The organism is Anabaena sp. UHCC 0253 (genome assembly GCF_009712085.1).
GTDB lineage: Bacteria > Cyanobacteriota > Cyanobacteriia > Cyanobacteriales > Nostocaceae > Dolichospermum.
The window spans coordinates 140,264-160,573 of sequence record NZ_VILD01000005.1; the positions used below are offsets into that span (position 1 = coordinate 140,264).

Annotated in this window: 21 protein-coding genes, 1 other RNA gene and 1 pseudogene; 20 read left to right on the forward strand and 3 right to left on the reverse strand. The window is 38.7% G+C overall.

Translation table 11 applies throughout. The features are described 5' to 3' along the window. Window positions 1–144: 144 nt before the first annotated feature. The 9 genes and pseudogenes from FJR38_RS14830 to FJR38_RS14870 all read left to right on the forward strand — a co-directional run bounded on the left by FJR38_RS14830 (window position 145) and on the right by FJR38_RS14870 (window position 7,871). Window positions 145–1,326 carry a class I SAM-dependent methyltransferase gene (locus FJR38_RS14830; RefSeq protein WP_168537896.1) on the forward strand — a complete coding sequence of 394 codons (1,182 nt, stop codon included), beginning with the start codon at window positions 145–147 and terminating at the stop codon, window positions 1,324–1,326. Between the two features lie 152 nt (window positions 1,327–1,478). Next, a pseudogene (locus FJR38_RS14835) lies at window positions 1,479–1,942 on the forward strand (ATP synthase subunit I). A 52-nt stretch (window positions 1,943–1,994) separates the two neighbouring features. Next, a complete protein-coding gene (gene atpB / locus FJR38_RS14840; RefSeq protein ID WP_168495374.1) occupies window positions 1,995–2,750 on the forward strand; it encodes a F0F1 ATP synthase subunit A in 756 nt (251 codons plus the stop codon). 218 nt (window positions 2,751–2,968) lie between these two features. Next, window positions 2,969–3,214 (forward strand): ATP synthase F0 subunit C, encoded by a 246-nt coding sequence (atpE, locus tag FJR38_RS14845; protein WP_168495376.1) that lies wholly within the window; start codon window positions 2,969–2,971, stop codon window positions 3,212–3,214. Between the two features lie 123 nt (window positions 3,215–3,337). Next, a complete protein-coding gene (locus tag FJR38_RS14850) occupies window positions 3,338–3,829 on the forward strand; it encodes a F0F1 ATP synthase subunit B' (protein WP_168495378.1) in 492 nt (163 codons plus the stop codon). A 201-nt stretch (window positions 3,830–4,030) separates the two neighbouring features. Further along, the gene (locus FJR38_RS14855; RefSeq protein WP_168495380.1) at window positions 4,031–4,594 is read left to right on the forward strand and encodes a F0F1 ATP synthase subunit B; all 564 of its coding nucleotides are present in this window, start codon (window positions 4,031–4,033) and stop codon (window positions 4,592–4,594) included. Continuing rightward, a complete protein-coding gene (atpH, locus tag FJR38_RS14860; RefSeq protein ID WP_168495382.1) occupies window positions 4,591–5,145 on the forward strand; it encodes an ATP synthase F1 subunit delta in 555 nt (184 codons plus the stop codon). The genes FJR38_RS14855 and atpH overlap by 4 nt, the downstream gene beginning before the upstream one ends. A 155-nt stretch (window positions 5,146–5,300) precedes the next feature. Continuing rightward, window positions 5,301–6,821 (forward strand): F0F1 ATP synthase subunit alpha, encoded by a 1,521-nt coding sequence (gene atpA / locus FJR38_RS14865; RefSeq protein ID WP_168495384.1) that lies wholly within the window; start codon window positions 5,301–5,303, stop codon window positions 6,819–6,821. A 102-nt stretch (window positions 6,822–6,923) separates the two neighbouring features. Continuing rightward, window positions 6,924–7,871, forward strand: a complete 948-nt coding sequence (locus FJR38_RS14870) for a F0F1 ATP synthase subunit gamma (RefSeq protein WP_168495386.1) — start codon at window positions 6,924–6,926, stop codon at window positions 7,869–7,871. Window positions 7,872–8,312: 441 nt separating this feature from the next. Here FJR38_RS14870 and FJR38_RS14875 read toward each other — a convergent pair whose 3' ends face one another. The 3 genes from FJR38_RS14875 to FJR38_RS14885 form a co-directional block, all read right to left on the reverse strand. Continuing rightward, a complete protein-coding gene (locus FJR38_RS14875; protein WP_168495388.1) occupies window positions 8,313–8,624 on the reverse strand; it encodes a DUF433 domain-containing protein in 312 nt (103 codons plus the stop codon). A gap of 310 nt (window positions 8,625–8,934) precedes the next feature. Further along, window positions 8,935–9,057 (reverse strand): hypothetical protein, encoded by a 123-nt coding sequence (locus tag FJR38_RS29040; protein WP_256366923.1) that lies wholly within the window; start codon window positions 9,055–9,057, stop codon window positions 8,935–8,937. A gap of 82 nt (window positions 9,058–9,139) precedes the next feature. Continuing rightward, window positions 9,140–9,397 carry a hypothetical protein gene (locus tag FJR38_RS14885; protein ID WP_168537898.1) on the reverse strand — a complete coding sequence of 86 codons (258 nt, stop codon included), beginning with the start codon at window positions 9,395–9,397 and terminating at the stop codon, window positions 9,140–9,142. 700 nt (window positions 9,398–10,097) lie between these two features. Here FJR38_RS14885 and FJR38_RS14890 point away from each other — a divergent pair. The 11 genes from FJR38_RS14890 (at window position 10,098) to folE (ending at window position 20,246) form a co-directional block, all read left to right on the forward strand. Further along, on the forward strand, window positions 10,098–10,742 hold the full coding sequence (locus FJR38_RS14890; RefSeq protein ID WP_168537900.1) for a hypothetical protein: 645 nt from the start codon (window positions 10,098–10,100) through the stop codon (window positions 10,740–10,742). 447 nt (window positions 10,743–11,189) lie between these two features. Further along, window positions 11,190–12,002, forward strand: a complete 813-nt coding sequence (locus FJR38_RS14895) for a hypothetical protein (protein ID WP_174763541.1) — start codon at window positions 11,190–11,192, stop codon at window positions 12,000–12,002. A gap of 98 nt (window positions 12,003–12,100) precedes the next feature. Then, window positions 12,101–12,553, forward strand: coding sequence for a hypothetical protein (locus FJR38_RS14900; protein ID WP_168495407.1), 453 nt, complete (start codon window positions 12,101–12,103; stop codon window positions 12,551–12,553). Between the two features lie 35 nt (window positions 12,554–12,588). Continuing rightward, window positions 12,589–12,921: a divalent-cation tolerance protein CutA gene (gene cutA, locus FJR38_RS14905; protein ID WP_168495409.1), complete on the forward strand. Its 333-nt coding sequence runs from the start codon at window positions 12,589–12,591 to the stop codon at window positions 12,919–12,921. Window positions 12,922–13,017: 96 nt separating this feature from the next. Beyond that, on the forward strand, window positions 13,018–13,416 hold the full coding sequence (locus tag FJR38_RS14910; RefSeq protein ID WP_168537902.1) for a DUF2809 domain-containing protein: 399 nt from the start codon (window positions 13,018–13,020) through the stop codon (window positions 13,414–13,416). 113 nt (window positions 13,417–13,529) lie between these two features. Then, window positions 13,530–13,922, forward strand: a transfer-messenger RNA (tmRNA) gene (gene ssrA / locus FJR38_RS14915). Window positions 13,923–14,130: 208 nt separating this feature from the next. Then, complete coding sequence (gene hemB / locus FJR38_RS14920; protein WP_168495413.1) at window positions 14,131–15,141, forward strand: porphobilinogen synthase; 1,011 nt, start codon at window positions 14,131–14,133, stop codon at window positions 15,139–15,141. A 99-nt stretch (window positions 15,142–15,240) separates the two neighbouring features. Beyond that, entirely contained in the window at window positions 15,241–16,482 is a 1,242-nt protein-coding gene (locus tag FJR38_RS14925) for an FAD/NAD(P)-binding domain-containing protein (protein WP_168537904.1), read from the forward strand. Between the two features lie 72 nt (window positions 16,483–16,554). Further along, a complete protein-coding gene (gene thrS / locus FJR38_RS14930; protein ID WP_168537906.1) occupies window positions 16,555–18,369 on the forward strand; it encodes a threonine--tRNA ligase in 1,815 nt (604 codons plus the stop codon). Between the two features lie 60 nt (window positions 18,370–18,429). Next, window positions 18,430–19,497, forward strand: coding sequence for a GTP-binding protein (locus FJR38_RS14935; RefSeq protein WP_168537908.1), 1,068 nt, complete (start codon window positions 18,430–18,432; stop codon window positions 19,495–19,497). 98 nt (window positions 19,498–19,595) lie between these two features. Next, window positions 19,596–20,246, forward strand: a complete 651-nt coding sequence (gene folE, locus FJR38_RS14940; RefSeq protein WP_168495419.1) for a GTP cyclohydrolase I FolE — start codon at window positions 19,596–19,598, stop codon at window positions 20,244–20,246. Window positions 20,247–20,310 lie beyond the last annotated feature (64 nt).

A 20,310-nucleotide genomic window follows, 5' to 3' on the forward strand; every position in this document is an offset into this window, starting at 1 on the left:
ACCTGATAAACAACTATTAAAACTCAATGCAAATATTATACATTAATACTGGGTGTGTCAACTAGCTGTATGTAAGCTGTAAAACTTTTTTACTCTCATCACCCCCTATCCGCTAAAATCAGAAATGCTGCGTTATTCCTAATCATGTCTGACTCCCAAGTAAGTGCTGCTGTTGCCAAACTTTACGACACCTATCCATTTCCCCCTGAACCGATTCTGGATGAACCGCCACCTGGTTATAATTGGCGTTGGAATTGGTTAGCCGCTTACAACTTCTGCATGGGTAGAAAACCACAAAAACAAGATATCCGTATTTTAGATGCTGGTTGCGGTTCAGGTGTGGGAACAGAATATTTAGTACATCTCAACCCACAAGCGCAGGTAGTGGGCATAGATTTAAGTGCGGGAACTTTAGAAGTAGCAAAAAAACGCTGTCAAAGTTCAGGTGCTGATCGTGTAGAATTCCATCATCTGAGTTTGTATGATGTGGAACAGTTGCCAGGGGAATTTGATTTAATTAATAGTGTTGGTGTATTACATCACTTACCAGATCCCATTCGTGGTATTCAAGCCTTAGCCAAAAAGTTAGCCCCCGGTGGCTTAATGCACATTTTTGTCTATGGGGAACTGGGACGCTGGGAAATTCAACTCATGCAAAAAGCGATCGCTCTCCTTCAAGGTAGCAAAAAAGGCGACTACCGTGATGGTGTCGAAGTTGGTAGAAAAATATTTGCCTCTTTACCAGAAAATAACCGCATTGTCAAGCGAGAAAAAGAACGTTGGGCAATGGAAAACCAGCGAGATGAATGTTTTGCTGATATGTATGTGCATCCTCAAGAATTTGACTACAATATTGATACACTATTTGAATTAATCGCCGCTTCTGGTTTAGAGTTTCTAGGGTTCTCCAATCCCGGATTTTGGGATTTAGAAAGTCTTTTGGGAAAAGCACCTGAGTTAATTGAACGAGCCAAAGAATTAAGTCAAAAAGAACGTTATAGATTGATAGAATTACTGAATCCCGAAGTTACCCATTACGAATTTTTTCTTGGTCGTCCTCCCCTCAGCAAAACCGATTGGTCAGCAGATAGCACATTATTAGCAGCCATTCCCGAACTTAACCCCTGCATAGATGGATTTCCTAGTCAATGTTTATTTAATTACGATTACCAAATTGTTAAATTATCAACAGCCGAATTTGAGTTCATGAAAAAATGTCATGGTTCTGCCACCGTGGCTGACATTCTAACCCAAGTCGAGCTAAACTTAGACGGAGTAAGACACCTCCTCAAACAACAACTAATCTTACTAACCCCCGCTTCATGAAAAAATCAGTCATAGGTGATTCTATTACCAATGACCAATGACCAAAAAATAAGTTAATTGTTTTTTTCTAAAGTAGTGTTACTGGATCGTGATATGATTTGGCTGACTGAATGTGCAGTCATCATATTTAAACTGTACTAGTTTCAATTGCCGTGAGCTTGTCAGACGAACCAATTACGCCCACTCAGACAACACAACAAGAAGAGAAATCTGGTTTTGCAGAAATAAAACCAGCAGACCCCTCCATACAGGAGTTTTATCAACTCTATCAGGAGTTGGTATTGATCACACTTGTTTTAACAGGGATAGTCTTTATCTCCGTCTGGATTGCTTATTCACTAAACATTGCTCTAAATTATTTATTAGGGGCGTGTGCAGGTGTGCTTTACTTGAGGATGTTGGCAAAAGATGTTGAACGGTTAGGAAGAGAAAAACAATCACTGAGCAAAAACTCCGGTTAGCCTTGTTAGTAGTGCTGATTTTGCTGGCATCACGCTTGAATCAACTGCATATACTGCCCATATTCTTGGGATTTCTCACCTACAAAGCCACACTCATCATCTACGTAGTTAGGTTAGCGTTAATCTCTGACTCATCCACGCTCCGGCAACCTTAAACCGCTCCTATTCTCCAGGTAATATTGGAGAAACGATTGAATTGGAAAGAAAATGCTGAATTTTCTGAACGTCTACTCCCTTCCACTTGCTGAATTGGAAGTTGGTAAACATCTGTACTGGCAAATAGGCAACTTAAAGCTACATGGTCAGGTGTTTCTCACTTCTTGGTTTGTTATTGGCGTGTTAGTCCTAGCTTCCGTCTTGGCAAGCAGTAACGTCAAACGGATTCCCAGTGGCGTACAAAACCTAATGGAGTACGCCCTAGAATTCATTCGAGATTTGGCCAAAAACCAGATCGGCGAGAAAGAATATCGCCCCTGGGTGCCATTTGTAGGCACTTTGTTTTTGTTCATTTTTGTGTCAAATTGGTCAGGGGCATTAGTTCCATTTAAGCTAATTCATCTGCCAGAAGGCGAACTAACAGCACCCACAAGCGACATCAACACAACTGTTGCCTTAGCATTGTTGACATCATTAGCGTATTTTTACGCTGGATTCAGCAAAAAGGGTTTAGGTTATTTCGGTAACTATGTGCAACCAGTTTCGTTCATGTTGCCATTCAAGATTATTGAAGATTTCACCAAACCTCTGTCCCTAAGCTTCCGTTTATTCGGTAACATCTTAGCTGATGAACTGGTCGTGGGAGTGCTGGTACTACTAGTACCCTTGTTCGTGCCTCTGCCAGTAATGGCTTTGGGACTATTTACCAGCGCCATTCAAGCACTAATTTTTGCCACCCTCGCAGCTGCCTACATTGGCGAAGCGATGGAAGACCATCATGGCGAAGAGCATGAGGGAAACCACTAAACCCCCTCAGATGAAAAGAGTCAGCTATTAGAGGAAACAGGAAATAGGTGACAGATGAAAGTTAGTAGGTGACAGGTGACAGGTAATAGGTGACAGAAATTATTCATCTAAAAACTGACAACGGATAACTGACAACGGACAACTGACCACTGACCACTGACCACTGACCACTGACAAATACAACACCCAACGTATCTCTAAATTAAGGAAAGAATATCATGGATCCATTAGTTGCTGCTGCTTCCGTTATCGCCGCTGCTCTCGCTGTTGGTTTAGCTGCAATCGGCCCCGGTATTGGTCAAGGTAATGCAGCAGGACAAGCTGTAGAAGGTATTGCTCGTCAACCAGAAGCTGAAGGCAAAATTCGCGGTACATTGCTGTTAAGTTTGGCGTTCATGGAAGCTCTAACCATCTACGGTCTAGTAGTTGCTCTAGTGCTACTATTTGCTAACCCCTTCGCATAATCACAACTGAGTTCTGAGTCTAGGCGTGAGTAATCACGTCTTTTGGAAAGTTATGAAATCTAACTCATAACTCATGACTCGGAACTCAGAACCAAAATTAATGTAGATAGGAATTAAGCAATCATGACACACTGGATCACCTTATTGGCCGTGGAAGAAGTTGCCAAAGAAGGGGGACTGTTTGATCTAGATGCTACTCTGCCCTTAATGGCAATCCAGTTTCTAGTATTAGCCCTGATATTGAATGCAACTCTTTATAAGCCACTGGGTAATGCTATTGATGGCCGGAATGAATATATCCGTACCAACAAATTAGAAGCCCAAGAACGCTTATCAAAAGCACAAGCATTAGCCCAGCAATATGAGCAAGAACTTGCAGGTGCAAGACGAGAAGCTCAAAAAATTATTGCTGATGCCCAAGCTGAAGCTCAAAAAATCGCTGCTCAAAAAGTTGCGATCGCGCAACAAGAAGCTCAAGCCCAAAAAGAAAAAGCGGCTGGTGAAATTGAACAGCAAAAACAACAAGCTCTAGCTTCATTGGAAACACAAGTAGATGCCCTGAGTCGCCAAATCCTAGAAAAGCTGTTAGGTGCTGATTTAGTCGGCCAACGCTAACTTGTGAACATGGTCATTGTTGGTGATAGGTGATAGGTGACAGGTGACAGGTAAGAGGTAGGAGGTAAGAGGTGACAGGTAACAGAAATGAGTCATCTAAAAACTGACAACTGACGACTGACAACTGACAACTGACGACTGACAACTAGCAAATGACAAAAAATTTGGAAATTTGGCATCGCAGTTAGTGGATAAAGAATCATGGGGACTTTTTTACTGTTGACGGCGGATATTGTCGCCGTCGGAGGTGAATTGGCTGAATCAGCTGGAGAAGGTGGGTTTAGTCTAAATACGAATATTTTAGATACCAACCTGATTAACCTGGCCATTATTATTACTGTGCTGATCGTATTTGGACGCAAGGTTTTGGGTAGTAACTTAAAATCTCGCCGAGACAATATTGAATCAGCAATTAAGAGTGCAGAGCAAAAAGTAGCAGAAACCGCCGCCAAACTGAAAGAGGCGCAGCAAAAGCTAGAACAAGCTCAAGCAGAAGCTCAATCAATCAAACAGACCGCCGAAGTTAATGCCCAAACTGCTAAAGATGCAATTTTGGCACAATCTGCTGTAGATATTCAGCGGATGCAAGAAGCGGGAACGGCTGATTTGAATTCAGAACTAGAAAGAGCGATCGCCCAACTCCGACAAAAGGTAGTGCTTCAAGCATTGCAAAAAGTTGAAGGAGAACTCAAAGATGGCATTAGCGATAATGCTCAACAAGTTTTAATTGATCGCAGCATTGCACAACTGGGAGGCGAGGTATGAAAAGTAATGCAGCAATTGCTGAAATATCCCAGCCTTATGCACAAGCACTGTTGTCTATAGCTCAATCTCAAAACTTGACAGAAGAAGTGGGAGTGGATGCACGAACTTTTCTAGGCTTATTGACAGGGAGTCAAGAACTAAATAACTTTTTGGGCAACCCTTTTGTGAAGCCAGAGAACAAGAAAAATCTCCTCAAACAATTACTGGGAGAAGGTGTAAACCCCTACCTACGTAACTTTTTACTGCTGTTAGTAGACAGACGACGGATTGCCTTCTTAGAACCAATTTTACAGCAGTATTTGGCGCTGTTACGCCAGCTAAATCAAACCGTATTAGCGGAAATCACTTCTGCGGTTTCCCTGACAGAAGCCCAACAGCAAGCAATTACAGAAAAAGTAATCGCCCTCACCAAAGCTGCCAAAGTGGAACTAGAAACCAAAATAGACAGTGAGTTAATTGGCGGCGTGATTATCAAAGTTGGTTCTCAAGTAATTGACGCTAGTTTGCGTGGTCAACTCCGTCGTCTCTCCTTGCGTTTAAGCAGTAACTAAAAAGTTCTGATAAATGTCAGTAGTCATTAGTTAATGGTCAAGAACCCATAAAAAACAACTGACCCTTCGGGTTCGCCAGTTGTTCATGGGGGAAACCCCCAAGACTACACTGACTCACAACTGACAACTAACAACTAACAACTGACAACTGACAAATGAGCATTTCCATTAGACCTGACGAAATCAGCAGCATCATCCAACAACAAATCGAGCAATACGACCAAGAGGTTAAAGTTGCTAACGTTGGTACAGTGCTACAAGTAGGTGACGGTATTGCCCGGATTTATGGCTTAGAAAAAGCTATGGCTGGGGAACTCCTAGAATTTGAAGACGGCACAATTGGTATCGCCCAAAACTTAGAAGAAGATAACGTTGGTGCGGTACTGATGGGTCAAGGTCGGGAGATTCAAGAAGGTAGCTCCGTAACCGCTACTGGTAAAATCGCCCAAGTAGCCGTAGGTGAAGCCCTCATTGGCCGTGTTGTTGATGCTTTGGGTCGCCCCATTGATGGTAAAGGTGATCTCAAAACCACCGAAACCCGATTGATTGAATCCCCCGCCCCTGGGATTATTGCCCGTCGGTCAGTACATGAACCGATGCAAACAGGTATCACCGCTATTGATTCCATGATTCCCGTCGGCCGTGGTCAACGGGAATTAATCATTGGTGACCGTCAAACAGGTAAAACAGCGATCGCTATTGACACCATCATTAACCAAAAAGGTGAAGATGTCGTTTGCGTTTACGTGGCGATCGGTCAAAAAGCTTCCACCGTTGCTAACGTAGTTCAAACCTTGCAACAAAAAGGCGCAATGGACTACACCGTAGTTGTAGCTGCTAACGCCAGTGACCCAGCTACCCTACAATACTTAGCTCCCTACACAGGCGCTAGTATTGCTGAGTATTTCATGTACAAAGGCAAAGCAACCTTAATCATTTACGATGACCTTTCCAAGCAAGCTCAGGCTTATCGCCAAATGTCCTTGCTCCTCCGTCGTCCACCCGGTCGGGAAGCTTATCCTGGAGACGTATTCTACATCCACTCCCGCTTGTTGGAACGCGCTGCTAAATTGAGCGATGAATTGGGTAAAGGCAGCATGACCGCCCTACCAATTATCGAAACCCAAGCTGGTGACGTATCTGCATACATTCCTACCAACGTAATTTCCATTACCGACGGTCAGATTTTCTTGTCTTCTGACTTGTTTAACTCTGGTATCCGTCCGGCTGTAAACCCCGGTATCTCTGTATCCCGCGTAGGTTCTGCCGCACAAACCAAGGCAATGAAGAAAGTTGCCGGTAAGATTAAGTTGGAATTGGCGCAGTTTGACGACTTACAAGCTTTCGCACAATTCGCTTCTGACTTAGATAAAGCTACCCAAGATCAGTTAGCACGCGGTGTCCGCTTACGGGAACTCCTCAAACAGCCCCAAAATGACCCCCTCTCTGTAGCTGAACAAGTAGCCGTTCTTTACGCTGGTATTAACGGTTATTTAGATGACGTTGCTGTAAATAAAGTCACCGTATTCGCTAAAGGTCTACGTGATTACTTGAAGAATGTTAACACTGCATATTTCCAAGCAGTACAAGGTAGCAAAGCCCTCGGAGAACCAGAAGAAGCCGCTTTGAAAGCTGCTCTTTCCGAGTTCAAAAAGACCTTCCAAGCAGCAGCGTAACAGGTGACAGGTAATAGGTAGTGGGTAATAGGTAATAGCAGAACCAATTACCAATTACCAATTACCAATTACCAATTACCAATTACCAATGACCTAAATATTATGGCTAATCTCAAATCAATACGCGATCGCATCCAGTCGGTCAAAAACACAAAAAAAATCACAGAAGCCATGCGGCTTGTAGCAGCGGCGAGAGTCCGTCGCGCTCAAGAACAAGTAATTGCTACCCGTCCCTTCGCAGACCGTTTGGCGCAAGTATTATTTAGCTTGCAAACCAGACTGCGGTTTGAAGACGTGGATTTACCCCTACTGAAAAAACGCGAAGTTAAAACAGTAGGATTATTAGTAATTTCTGGCGATCGAGGTCTGTGTGGTGGTTACAACAGTAACGTAATTCGCCGTGCAGAAAATCGCGCCAAGGAACTCCAAGCTGAAGGTCTAGACTATAATTATGTGTTGGTTGGCCGCAAAGCTACTCAATACTTCCAACGCCGGGATCAGCCTATTGATGCTACCTACAGCGGTTTAGAACAAATTCCTACCGCCGCAGAAGCTACAAATATTGCTGATGAACTACTTTCTCTTTTCCTTTCCGAAAAAGTAGACCGGATTGAGCTAGTCTATACAAAATTCGTATCCTTGGTTAGTTCTCGTCCCGTAGTCCAAACCCTTCTACCCCTGGATACCCAAGGTTTAGAAGCAGCAGATGATGAAATCTTCCGCTTAACTACCCGTGGTGGTCAATTCCAAGTTGAACGGGAGAAAGTTGTTAGTCAAGTCCGGGCTTTACCTCGTGACATGATTTTTGAGCAAGATCCAGTACAAATTCTGGATTCTTTGTTGCCATTGTATCTGAGCAATCAGCTATTACGGGCATTACAAGAATCAGCAGCGAGTGAACTAGCAGCACGGATGACAGCAATGAGTAACGCCAGCGAAAACGCCGGTGAGTTAATTAAAAGCTTGTCTTTGTCTTACAACAAAGCCCGTCAAGCCGCAATTACCCAGGAACTTCTGGAAGTTGTCGGTGGTGCAGAAGCACTAACTTAATTTGGTAATTGGTGATTGGAGGTAGTTGTAAAATGAACTATGGCCAATCATCAATTATTAAATTTATTAATAAGTCTTAAATTTCAATTTATACTCTATTTTTATTAAGGCGTTGCTGATTAAGAGTATGATTTTGTTTCACGCAGAGGCGCAGAGTCTACAGAGAGTAAGAGTTTGAAATCATTGATTTTTGAATTTCATACCCTAATTCAGCAACGCCCTATTTTTATTAAAAATAATGATTACGTGATCATCAATAATATTTTTATTCATATTTAAATTATTTGAAAGGAATATATTCAACTACATTCATCCATTCGTCAATTTCAGAAGCCTGAGCAATAAATTCTAAATCCTTAACAAATTGACCAATTGTGCCACCTAATTGATGTCCAAAAATTAATCCTGAAAATTGTTTTCTTTATATAAAGCAATAGGCATTTACAACAGTCCTTTCGCTTTCATTCTGCTATAGAATGGGGATTGTACTGATTCCTTAATACTTTCTTGTACTTGTTCCCATTCCTGTTTAATTTCTTGGTCAATTTCTTCTTGGTGGTCGAAGTAATAACCCATAGTAGCATGAGCTTCACTATATGTTAAATAAGGATGTTGACGGCACATTTCCTCTACTGACCAACCATAAGCAAGATAATCCATGACAATTTGCGCTACTCTAATTCTCGGTAAACGCTGTAATCTTGCTGACTGATGATCGTTTTTGATGATATGTGGGTAATTGAGGGTTAACATATTATTTTATCTAGCTAGGTTGCTATATGTTTATATTATGACAAAATTTCCAGTTATAGTCAAAACTTTTTAACGACGCTGTAAGCTCTAGGTTTAAGTAAAATCATTAATTGATCTAGCTGTTCATAAATATCTAATTCGCTATTTTCTGCTTCGGAAATTGTACCATTATGGTTTTTTTCTAATAAGTCTTCTAACCGTTTTTGTGCTTGGGTTGAAACTTTAAATTTAGCTATTTGTTCGGGTGTTGGTTGTTTAATTAAAAAGTCTAAAACCTCAGTACAAGTGTTAGTAGTATCACTAGAATTAGTTAAGTTAAGGTTTCTGATGTATGTGTTTCTAGCAGTTGTGAAAGCAGTTCTGGAAGAGGATGTAATATGGGTTGTAAGCGGTTTGCTAGTTCCTCCGGTACTTGAATTGTTAATTGTGCCATTTTGGTTAGGGATGGTATGTTTATTTATAGGCTAGTGTGAAAATTTCCGAATTAATATTAGTGTCTAAAATAAAACGAAAACTCACAGTTCTACCTCCCGTCCTGGACTACGATCTCTAAGATTTGCAAAATCTTCATCTGTAAATTCAATTCCTTCCCTTTCAATTGTTTCTCGAAATCTTAAAACCCCTTGCCAAAAGTTATCACCTTTATTCTGTAACAGTTCTTCCTGTAATTGTTCCTTTATTTGTGACAACTGAGACTCAAGTACATTAAACAGAGAAGTTTTATCTTCCACAGATAAATCATCCAGAGATTTAATGATTTCTTGTAATGTCATTTTCCAACCTCCTCTAAAGGTTATCTAAATATTATACAAAAGCAAACTCTATTTTTTTTGTTCTTTCATTTATGTTATGCCAAATATGAGTTTATTTACTCCATAACCTATATAAATAAAGGGTTTCATTATTTTTGATGCCAAATTTAGGTCATAGTTTCACCTACTTACTCTGACAATTCATAATTATTTAATCTGCTTCAATATCTGCGGAATGTGGGTTGTAATATGAAAAGTTGATGAAGCAACAAACCAGTAAATTCACGGAATAGCGCATCGCATACAATATATCTACAACAGAGTGTTAAGGATGCAAAGCTGCTATGGTTGCTAGATTTAGGAGTTTGGAGTTTACTTGACACAAAGGATTAGTTTAGCGTTATAACCGTATTTATCCTTAGACTAAGCTAACAGTGTCTAGTAATTTACTGAAGTTTAGTTACAGTGTTTATTTATTTAGCAATGAAACTCCACAAAAAATAAACAAGAAAAGTCTTTACAACTACGCTTATATGTGATTATTATTTTAATTAAAATATCACTTGCTACATCAGGCAATGAACCTGATGTTTAAAACATTACCCAGAATTGGAGGGCTGATTCGGGAACGATTTTACGCCATTTGAGGCTTGTCATTGAACGATTTACCCCGGATTATTGAGCGGTTACAATTCTGTAATATCCAATAAAGGAAACAATAATGGAAGAAATAATATTGGAAAATCTAAATAAGTTTTTAGATAATAACAATTTAGGTAGATTCTCACAAATATTAAATGAAATCTATGTTCACCCTCAGTATGAATATATTGAAGTTTATTACGATTCATGGAAAGGTAAGTTCAGAGAAAAATATGGATTCATAATTACTGGCTCATATTCTGGGTATAGAGAATGTGATAGTATAAGTAATGGATTACATAAACTAGGTTCTGAAGGTTGGAATTTAATTCTTAGTCAACCTAGTATAAGAACAAGAACAGACATTTTAGAGTATGCGTATATTTTTAATAGAAAAAAAACTCCTTTATTTGATGATTTAATAATCTCTGAATATGGAGATTCAAGTTTGTTAAAAAAGTTACATAAATCGCCATTAGATAATAAAACAATAAAGGAAGAAGCATTAGAAGAATATAAATACGATGTATATGCTTTTCAGCAACTCAAAAAATTAAGTGAAAAAGCTTATGTAATTTTAAAAATAGCTAATTTAATATCAGATAACCTTAATAACCTGATGGATTTAGAAAATTGGAGTATGGAAGAAATAATGGAAATACCATCTATGGAATTAGACATAGCCAATGAAGTAATAAATTTTATTCAAGAATTTCAGTGGTAAAAAAGTAAGGTTATACAGAAAATTTGATATTTATGAAGCACAGTTGCCAATATAAATTTAACAATTTATAAATCACATTGCAATTGATGTAAGTAGGTGTACATAATAAAAGCGAAATTTATTGTGTTTTGTAAAATGACTGAAATTCAATCAGAATCTCGCATTGAGACAACTTTACATACCGTTATATACCTTTAATTTTTGTGTTCACCTACTTATTTTACCTACCTAAAAATTGTTGTAATTATTCTTTCAATAGTCTTTATAAAAATTTTAAAAACCTATCTATATATAGAATAAGATTTTGAAAAACGAGTAAAGAAATAAGTAATAATGTTTAATATTTCATCATACTAATATTAGTAATAAAACTATGTTTATCTGCGATCGCACTCTAACCATTTTTTAAATAACATCCTGTAGCAATAATTATCTTTTTCAAAGACCATGAAGCAACTGAAATCCATTTTACTATTAGGAACAATCCTAGCAGCCCAAGTTATCACTACCAAAACATTGGCACAAGAGGTCAAAAAAGATAGTATAGTTCCCTCCCAAAAGAATGCTATTACCCTGATGCAAAGTATTTGTGGTGCTGGGAATATTACACAAGAAAAAGGGAAAATTGTTTGCAAAAAATGCCCGTTATTTACCAGTTATAATGATGGAACTGCTACCTTAACATCTGTAGTTTATGGCAGTTTTACCAAAGCCGGTAGTCGTGAAGCATTGGTAGACTTGGGTGGCTGTGAACCCCATGCAGGTAATTGGGGAGGTTCTGTTTTATTGCGGCGTACTAATAATGGTTGGTCTAGAATCCGATATGAACAAGGATTGCGTTCCAATAGTTGTCTAAAAATCTCTAATAAAACAGGTCGTGATTCCCTAGTTTGTGAAGTTTCATATATGGGACAGGGTTATTTTTCCCAAAGACTTGATAAATTGGAAATCGGTTCTACTAAAACCAGCAGCACAAAAATATTAAGTGTAGGTTCAAATACAGCTAGTTGTCGTCCACCATTTTATGACGTAGAAATCAAAGATTTTGCACTACGAAACACCAACCAAGATAAACGCGCAGACCTGGTTGTAAAACTCACAGAAGCCAGGGAAGCAAAAGGTATTACCAGAAGCAGTGATGACCAGTGTGAACCACAATTACCTAAACCAAAATTACATCAACTGACATTTTTGTACAATGGTCAATCTTTCCGAGCTACCCCTGCTACTGCTAAATTAATTAAACAATTAGAACCATAGTTGCAATACAGGATTTAAAATAAAAAATCGCCAATTCAATGACAATTACAGTAGTCTATATTGATAAATTTGTCATTAACACAGGATTATAAGCAATCATGAAAACAAAAAGATTATTAGCCGTATTAACTCTCAGCTTAACTTTGGGCTTTTCAATTCCTATTTATGCCCAAGAAACATATATTGACAACAAATGTAAGCAAAATCAATCATTAAAGGAAGACGATAGATTTACTGTTTTTTATAAATCAGAGTTTAAATCAAAAAGGAAACCTTACTGGTTTTATTCTGCAAGATATATAGATGGTTCAGCGATTTTTTGTATTTCCCAACCAGGATTTAAAAAACCACGATCTTTAAATGAGTTAAAACCCATACAGTTTAATTTCATAGACAAAGTTACCAAAGATCCACTCAATCAAACAGCATTTATTGTAGTTACTCGTGAAGGCAATGGTTCGCCTGTACCTATGAACGAATATCGGCTAAATTTTGTCAATGTTAATAAACCTACACTAACTAAATTACGAACCTGGACATCTCAGGATTAGCTTGTTTTTAACTGAGTGATACTTGGAGTTAACACATGGAATTTATTTTTGTTTACGTCACTTGTAAAGACCGTGCTGAAGCCCTTAATGTAGGTAAAGTCTTAGTAGAAGCCCGTCTTGCGGCCTGTGCCAACATCATTGATGGTATGGAAAGCATTTATTGGTGGAATGGTGAATTACAAGTAGAAAAAGAAGCTATTTTAATAATGAAATCGCGTCGTGATTTATTTGAAGAACTAACAGAAAAAGTGAAATCAAAACATTCCTATCAAGTACCTTGTGTGGTGGCTTTACCAATTGAACAAGGAAATCAAGATTACCTCAATTGGTTAATGACAGAAACAAAAACTACAGATAGCAACAAATAATCTTTAGCTGGATTGCAGTTAAATTTAGTGAATTTTGTTACTCAATTTTTGGGTGCAACAAAGATAAGAGCGATCGCACAAATTGGATATTAAATAATGCCACTACTTCAAAAGATTCGTTGGCGAACTATTATTTCTCTAGCTATTATTCTTCCCATTGGACTTTCATACAGTCACTATCGCTATTCTATTTCATGGTTGAACCAAGAGGTAGGAGGGATTTTTTATGAAATATTTTGGTGTCTATTTGCATTTCTGTTTATCCCCACCCGTCGAGCAGTTTGGCAAATTCCTATATGGGTATTCATAATTACTTGCTTATTGGAATTTCTGCAATTGTGGCATCCACCGATTCTCAATTGGTTACGTTCATTTTGGTGGGGAAAGATGATACTCGGTAGTGTCTTCACTTGGGCAGATTTCCCCTATTATGTTGTTGGTAGTGGATTAGGATGGCTGTGGTTACATCTGATATGGGTTGCAAAATCGAAATAAATTAGTATTGGACTAATCAAGGCGATCGCAATCAGCGATAAAATATTTCTCTCTACTTTAAATTTATTGTCAAATGGCAGAATTCCGTACTATAATAAAAGTGTGAAGCACATGGGGCTTTAACGGTTTCGACAGGTTGGCGAAAGCTACTCTGTGATTCAGGTCGAGAGCGAGTCATCTCTCGGAAATCAAAGACTCGAAAAAAAAGTAAATGCGAACAATATCGTAAAATTTGCTCGTCGGGAAGCTCTAGTAGCTGCCTAAGAAACCTCTTTCAGGTTCGAGCGTCTTTAATTTGACTCCGTTAAGGATTAAAGACCTAACCCCCAACGGATGCTCCACTCAAGCGTTCTCTGGTTGGCTTGATGGCTAAGATTAAATCAGAGCATCCTACGTTCGGGATAATGAACGATTCCCGCCTTGAGGGTCAGAAAGGCTAAACCTGTGAACGAGTGGAGGGTTAATACCCAATTTGGACATGGGTTCGACTCCCATAAGCTCCATTTTCAATAATTTATCAGTCCGCTAGACACTTGAATGCGTCAGCGGACTTTTTTGATCTTACCTACCAAAAGTCAAGTTATTACACCCCTCAAAATCTTCAAACTTCCAAAAATTAAACCATACCCGAAACTTGAAACTACATACCAAAAAATTCTTATAGATGCGGCCAATGATTTATCATAATAATGATTATCATTTTTGGTACATTGTATGTCATCTGAAAACTCGTCTACCGATAAACCCTTAAACCTTTCTCAACGTCCCCGTCGTCTCCGTCGCACTGAAACCCTAAGAAAAATGGTGCGGGAAACGATTTTAACTGTAGATGATCTCATCTATCCGATGTTTGTCATGGAAGGAGAAGGACAAAAAGTAGAAATTGCTTCTATGCCAGGATGTTATCGTTTTTCTCTCGATTTGTTAATTAAAGAAATAGCCGAAGTTTCCCACTTGGGGATTAATGCTGTTGCACTTTTCCCAGTGATTTCCGAAGACGACAAAGACGACACAGGTACAGAAAGTTACAACCCAGAAGGATTGGTACAGGAAACTGTCAAAGCTATCAAAAAAGCCGTTCCCGACATCATGATTATTACTGATGTTGCTTTAGACCCTTTCACCACACATGGTCATGATGGTTTAGTTGATGAAAATGGCAGAATTCTTAATGATCAAACTGTCGAAGTGTTGGTAAAAATGGCACTTTCCCAAGCAGAAGCCGGTGCTGATTTTGTTGCCCCTTCTGACATGATGGATGGTAGAATCGGCGCAATTCGCCAAGCTTTAGACGCGGAGGGTTATATCAATGTTGGTATTTTGGCATACTCCGCTAAATACGCATCAGCCTATTATGGACCGTTTCGAGATGCTTTAGATTCAACCCCGAAATTTGGCGACAAAAAAACCTATCAAATGGATGCTGCTAACGCTAAAGAAGCTTTAAAAGAAATTGAATTGGATATTGCTGAAGGTGCAGATATTGTCATGGTTAAACCTGCCCTAGCTTATCTCGATATTATCCATCAAGTCAAAATAAATACAAACTTACCAGTTGCAGCATACAACGTTAGCGGCGAGTACGCAATGATCAAAGCTGCTGCACAAAATGGCTGGATAGACGAGAAAAAGGTGATTTTAGAAACCTTAACCAGTATGAAACGCGCTGGTGCTGATTTAATTTTGACCTATTTTGCCAAAGAAGTAGCTTTGATGTTGATGTAACTGGGGACTGGGGACTGGGTAATCAATTTTATTTTTCCCAATTACCAATTACCAATTACGAATTACGAATTACGAATTACGAATTACGAATTATGAATTATGACTACAGTTCCTACAAAAATTGACTTAGCAATTATCGGTGCTGGACCTCATGCACTAACTTTAGTTGCCCATCTCTTGCAAAAACGGCAGACAATGAAAGGGAAATTTGCCGTATTTGATCCGAGTGGTACATGGTTAAGTCGCTGGAAACAGCAATTTGCAGCTTTGGAAATTCCCCATTTGCGATCGCCCGCTGTTCATCATCCCCACTCTAACCCCTTCGCTTTAAGGAAATTCGCTGAATCTCGTTCTCAAGAACTTTTTCCTCCTTATGACTTACCTGGAACTAAGCTATTTGCGGATTTTTGCCAGGATGTTATAGCATCCTATCAGTTACAGGATCAAGTTATTCCTCTGGCTGTAACCAGCCTTAAACAATTATCTGACAATTTACGTCCTCAATTTCAATTAGGGCTGTCAGATGGAAAAACGGTAACTGCACGGCGGGTAGTGTTAGCAACAGGTAGCGGTAAAATACACATTCCTGATTGGGTAAATCAGATTAAATCGGTGTATCCTCAAGATAGACTTTGCCATTCTCACACTGTAGATTTACGGAAATATCACAGTTTAGCCGGTCAAAGAGTTTTAATTGTCGGTGGTGGTTTAACCAGTGGACATTTAGCTGTAGGTGCAATTTCCCGTGGTGCAAATGTCCATTTAATGCTGCGAAAACAGTTATCAGAAAAGCTATTTGATGCTGAACCGGGTTGGTTAGGTCCTAAATATCTGAAAGGATTTTTTGAGCAAAATTGGCAACAACGCTGGACCCTAATTCAACAAGCTAGAAATGGTGGTTCTATGACTCCGGCGATCGCCACCCAACTCCGCAAAGAAAAGCATCGTGGTAATATTAAAATTGACGAAAACTGTCAAATAGTCAAAGCCAAATGGTTAAGCAATCACTGGCAAGTAGAATGTAGTGATGGTAACTTTTACGAATGTGATTATATTTGGTTAGCCACAGGCACTAAATTCGATGTCACCACAGAACCCTTACTACAGGACATTTTAGCCGCCTATCCCATCCAAATAGTCAACGGTTTACCCGTATTAGATAGTTATCTGCGTTGGACTGGTTGTGAATTATTTATTATGGGTGGTTTAGCAGCCTTGCAAGTGGGTCCAACAGCCAGAAATTTATCAGGTGCAAGAATGGCCAGTGAGAAAATCGTCCCAGCCATTGTTAAACCCAGTGTAGCCTTTCCTCACAGTCTTACTGAAGTCCAAGCCAGCTAACAGCACTTTAAAATATTTTCCCATTCAGACATTTTTGCGTTACACTGATAACGATTCTCATTCTGGTTTGGTATGGTCAGTTCATTAACCCAGTCTCAAGACAGCTTGAACCTACACGATAGCGACAAACTCACCCTCATTCGTCACACCAGCGCCCATATTATGGCCATGGCGGTACAAAAGCTATTTCCAGGGACTAAGGTAGCAATTGGACCTGTCACAGACATTGGATTTTACTACGATTTTGATTGTCCAATTAGCATCACGACTGATGACTTGGCCAAAATAGAAACAGAAATGCGACGGATAATCAAAGCTAATTTACCTATTATCCGCGAAGAAGTAAAAAGATCAGAAATTCGCGCCGAAATTGCCGAATTAAATGAACCCTACAAATTAGAAATCTTAGAACGCATTCCCGAATCAGAAATTATCACCCGTTACTTTATTGGTACTCCTGAAACGGTGAAATCAGAACCATCATTATTTGTCACAGACATTCAACCAGCAAATAATTATTGGTGGGATTTGTGTGCAGGACCACACATTAACTTTACAGGTGAAATTGATCCTCATGCTTTTAAATTATTGAATGTTGCCGGTGCTTATTGGCAAGGAGATGCCACCAAACCACAACTACAACGAATTTACGGAACAGCGTGGCAAACAAAAGCCGAATTAGCAAATTACCTCCAACACATAGAAGAAGCTTTACGTCGAGATCATCGAAAAATAGGTCAAGAACTTAACTTATTTAGTATTCAAGAAGAAGCTGGAGGTGGCTTAGTATTTTGGCATCCCAAAGGGTCAATAATTCGCTACATCATTGAAGATTATTGGCGCAAAGCCCATCTAGAATCTGGTTATCAATTACTATATACGCCTCATGTAGCCAATCTTGATTTATGGAAAACATCAGGACATTTTGACTTCTATCAAGAGAGTATGTTTGACTCAATGGATGTGGAAAATCAGGCTTATCAAATTAAGCCCATGAATTGCCCTTTTCATGTCCTAACTTACAAACATCAACTCCATTCCTATCGAGAATTACCATTAAGATGGGCAGAACTAGGAACAGTATACCGTTATGAACGTTCTGGATCTTTACATGGTTTAATGCGAGTACGAGGATTTACTCAAGATGATGCTCATATCTTTTGTTTACCTGACCAAATAGCTGAGGAAATCTTAGGCGTTTTAAATCTCACCGAGCAGATTTTATCAGATTTTGGCTTTAAAGAATATGAAGTTAATCTTTCCACCCGTCCTGAAAAATCAGTAGGAACTGATCACGTTTGGGAATTAGCAACCACAGCACTAGAACAAGCTTTAAATACTAAAGGTTGGAATTATATTGTTGATGAAGGTGGGGGAGCTTTTTATGGTCCCAAGATAGACATTAAAATTAAAGATGCTATCGGTCGTTTGTGGCAATGTTCCACAATTCAGGTAGATTTTAACTTGCCAGAACGATTTAATATGGAGTATATTGCATCCGATGGCAGTCGTCAACAACCAATTATGATTCATCGGGCTATTTTTGGTTCTTTAGAACGCTTTTTTGGCATCTTAATCGAGAATTATGCAGGTGATTTCCCCCTGTGGTTAGCACCTGTACAACTGCGACTTTTACCTGTTAGTGATGATTGTCGAGAATATGCAAAATTGGTAGAAAAAGATTTAAAAATGCGTGGCTTTAGGGTAGAAATAGATAGCAGTGGTGAGCGTTTAGGTAAACAAATTCGTATAGCCGAATTAGAAAAAATTCCCGTTTTTGCTATTGTTGGCAAGAAAGAAATAGAAAGCACAACTATGAGTACAAGAAGTAGAAAGGCTGGAGATTTAGGAATTTTAAACTTAGCTAAACTTGTCAATTATTTGTAAACAGCTTAAAATCGCTATTCGCTTGATTAATTCAACCATTCAAATCCATTACATTTTCACATGAATACCATCACTTTGAATAAAACCAACATAATTCCTGAAATCCCTAAACAAGGAATGCCTGTAACTATTATTACGGGATTTTTAGGTAGTGGAAAAACCACACTTTTAAATCAAATTCTTCAGAACAAACAAAATTTAAAAATCGCCGTTCTCGTCAATGAATTTGGTGATATTAACATTGATAGTCAATTGCTAGTTTCTGTAGATCAAGATATGCTAGAACTCAGCAATGGCTGTATATGTTGTACCATTAATGATGGTTTAGTTGATGCCGTATATCGAGTTTTAGAACGAGAAGACCGCATTGATTATCTAGTCATTGAAACCACTGGTGTTGCTGATCCTTTACCAATAATTTTAACTTTTCTAGGAACAGAACTAAGAGACCTGACTAATCTAGATTCGATTCTCACAGTAGTAGATGCTGAGACATTTAACGAAGAACACTTTGAGAGTGAAGCAGCTTTAAAACAAATTACCTATGGAGATATTATTCTCCTCAATAAAACAGACCTTGTTACCTCAGAAAAACTCCAAGAAGTAGAAAATTTTATCCATGATGTCAAACATGGAGCGAAAATTTTACATACTCAATATGGTGAAGTTGCTTTACCATTAATTTTAGATGTGGGTTTAACACCAAAAGATAAATATATCGCTATTGATGATGAAGATACTCATCATCACCATGAACATAAGCATGAACATAAGCATGAACATAAGCATGAACATAAGCATGAACATAAGCATGAACATCATCATCATCACTCTGATCATTTAGACAATGATGGGTTTATTTCGATTTCCTTCCAAAGTGACAAACCATTTGATGTCCATAAATTTGAGAATTTCTTGACTGAAGAAATGCCACAGAATGTATTTCGAGCTAAGGGCATCTTATGGTTTAATGATAGTAATTTACGCCATCTTTTCCAACTGAGTGGACCTCGTTACAGTTTGCACGCAGACGAATGGAATACTCTACCTAAAAATCAGGTAGTTTTTATTGGCAGAAAGTTGGATACTAATGAGATTCATACAAAACTTAACAAATGTTTGGTATAATAAGAAAGCGTTCATTAAATCTCTAATTTAGTTCATAGATATTCATATCTATTGAACTATTAACTAGTGTCATAACTCATCCCCATTAAACTCAGAAAATGACTTTATCTATTCGTCCCAATCTGAATTCCGCGGCTCAGGTGGTGTCATCTTTATCAACTCAGCAACAGCCAACTGTAACAGAAGCAGACATGAGACAGGCTGTACGGACTTTGTTGATTGGATTAGGAGAAAATCCAGACCGGGAAGGTTTAATAGATACTCCTAAAAGAGTTGTTAAAGCTTTAAAGTTTCTGACCAATGGCTACCATGAATCCTTAGATGAACTCCTCAATGGAGCAGTATTTACAGAAGAGGCAAATGAAATGGTATTAGTCCGGGATATTGATATTTTCAGTTCCTGTGAACACCACATATTACCAATCATTGGCCGCGCTCATGTTGCATATATTCCTAATGGTAAGGTGATAGGTTTATCAAAAATTGCCCGCATTTGTGAAATGTATGCACGACGTTTGCAAGTACAAGAACGGCTGACTTTACAAATTGCTGACGCACTGCAAGGTTTACTCAAACCTCAAGGAGTTGCAGTTGTAATCGAAGCAACTCATATGTGTATGGTGATGAGAGGAGTTCAAAAACCAGGCTCTTGGACTGTTACCAGTGCAATGCGGGGAGTATTTTCTGAAGACGCACGAACTCGTGAAGAATTCATGAATTTAATTCGACACAATCCTAATTTTAAATAACAGGCTTTGGCTGATACAAATTTAAATTTAGCTTGTACTATGTAGAGATAGGAAGTTTCCGATC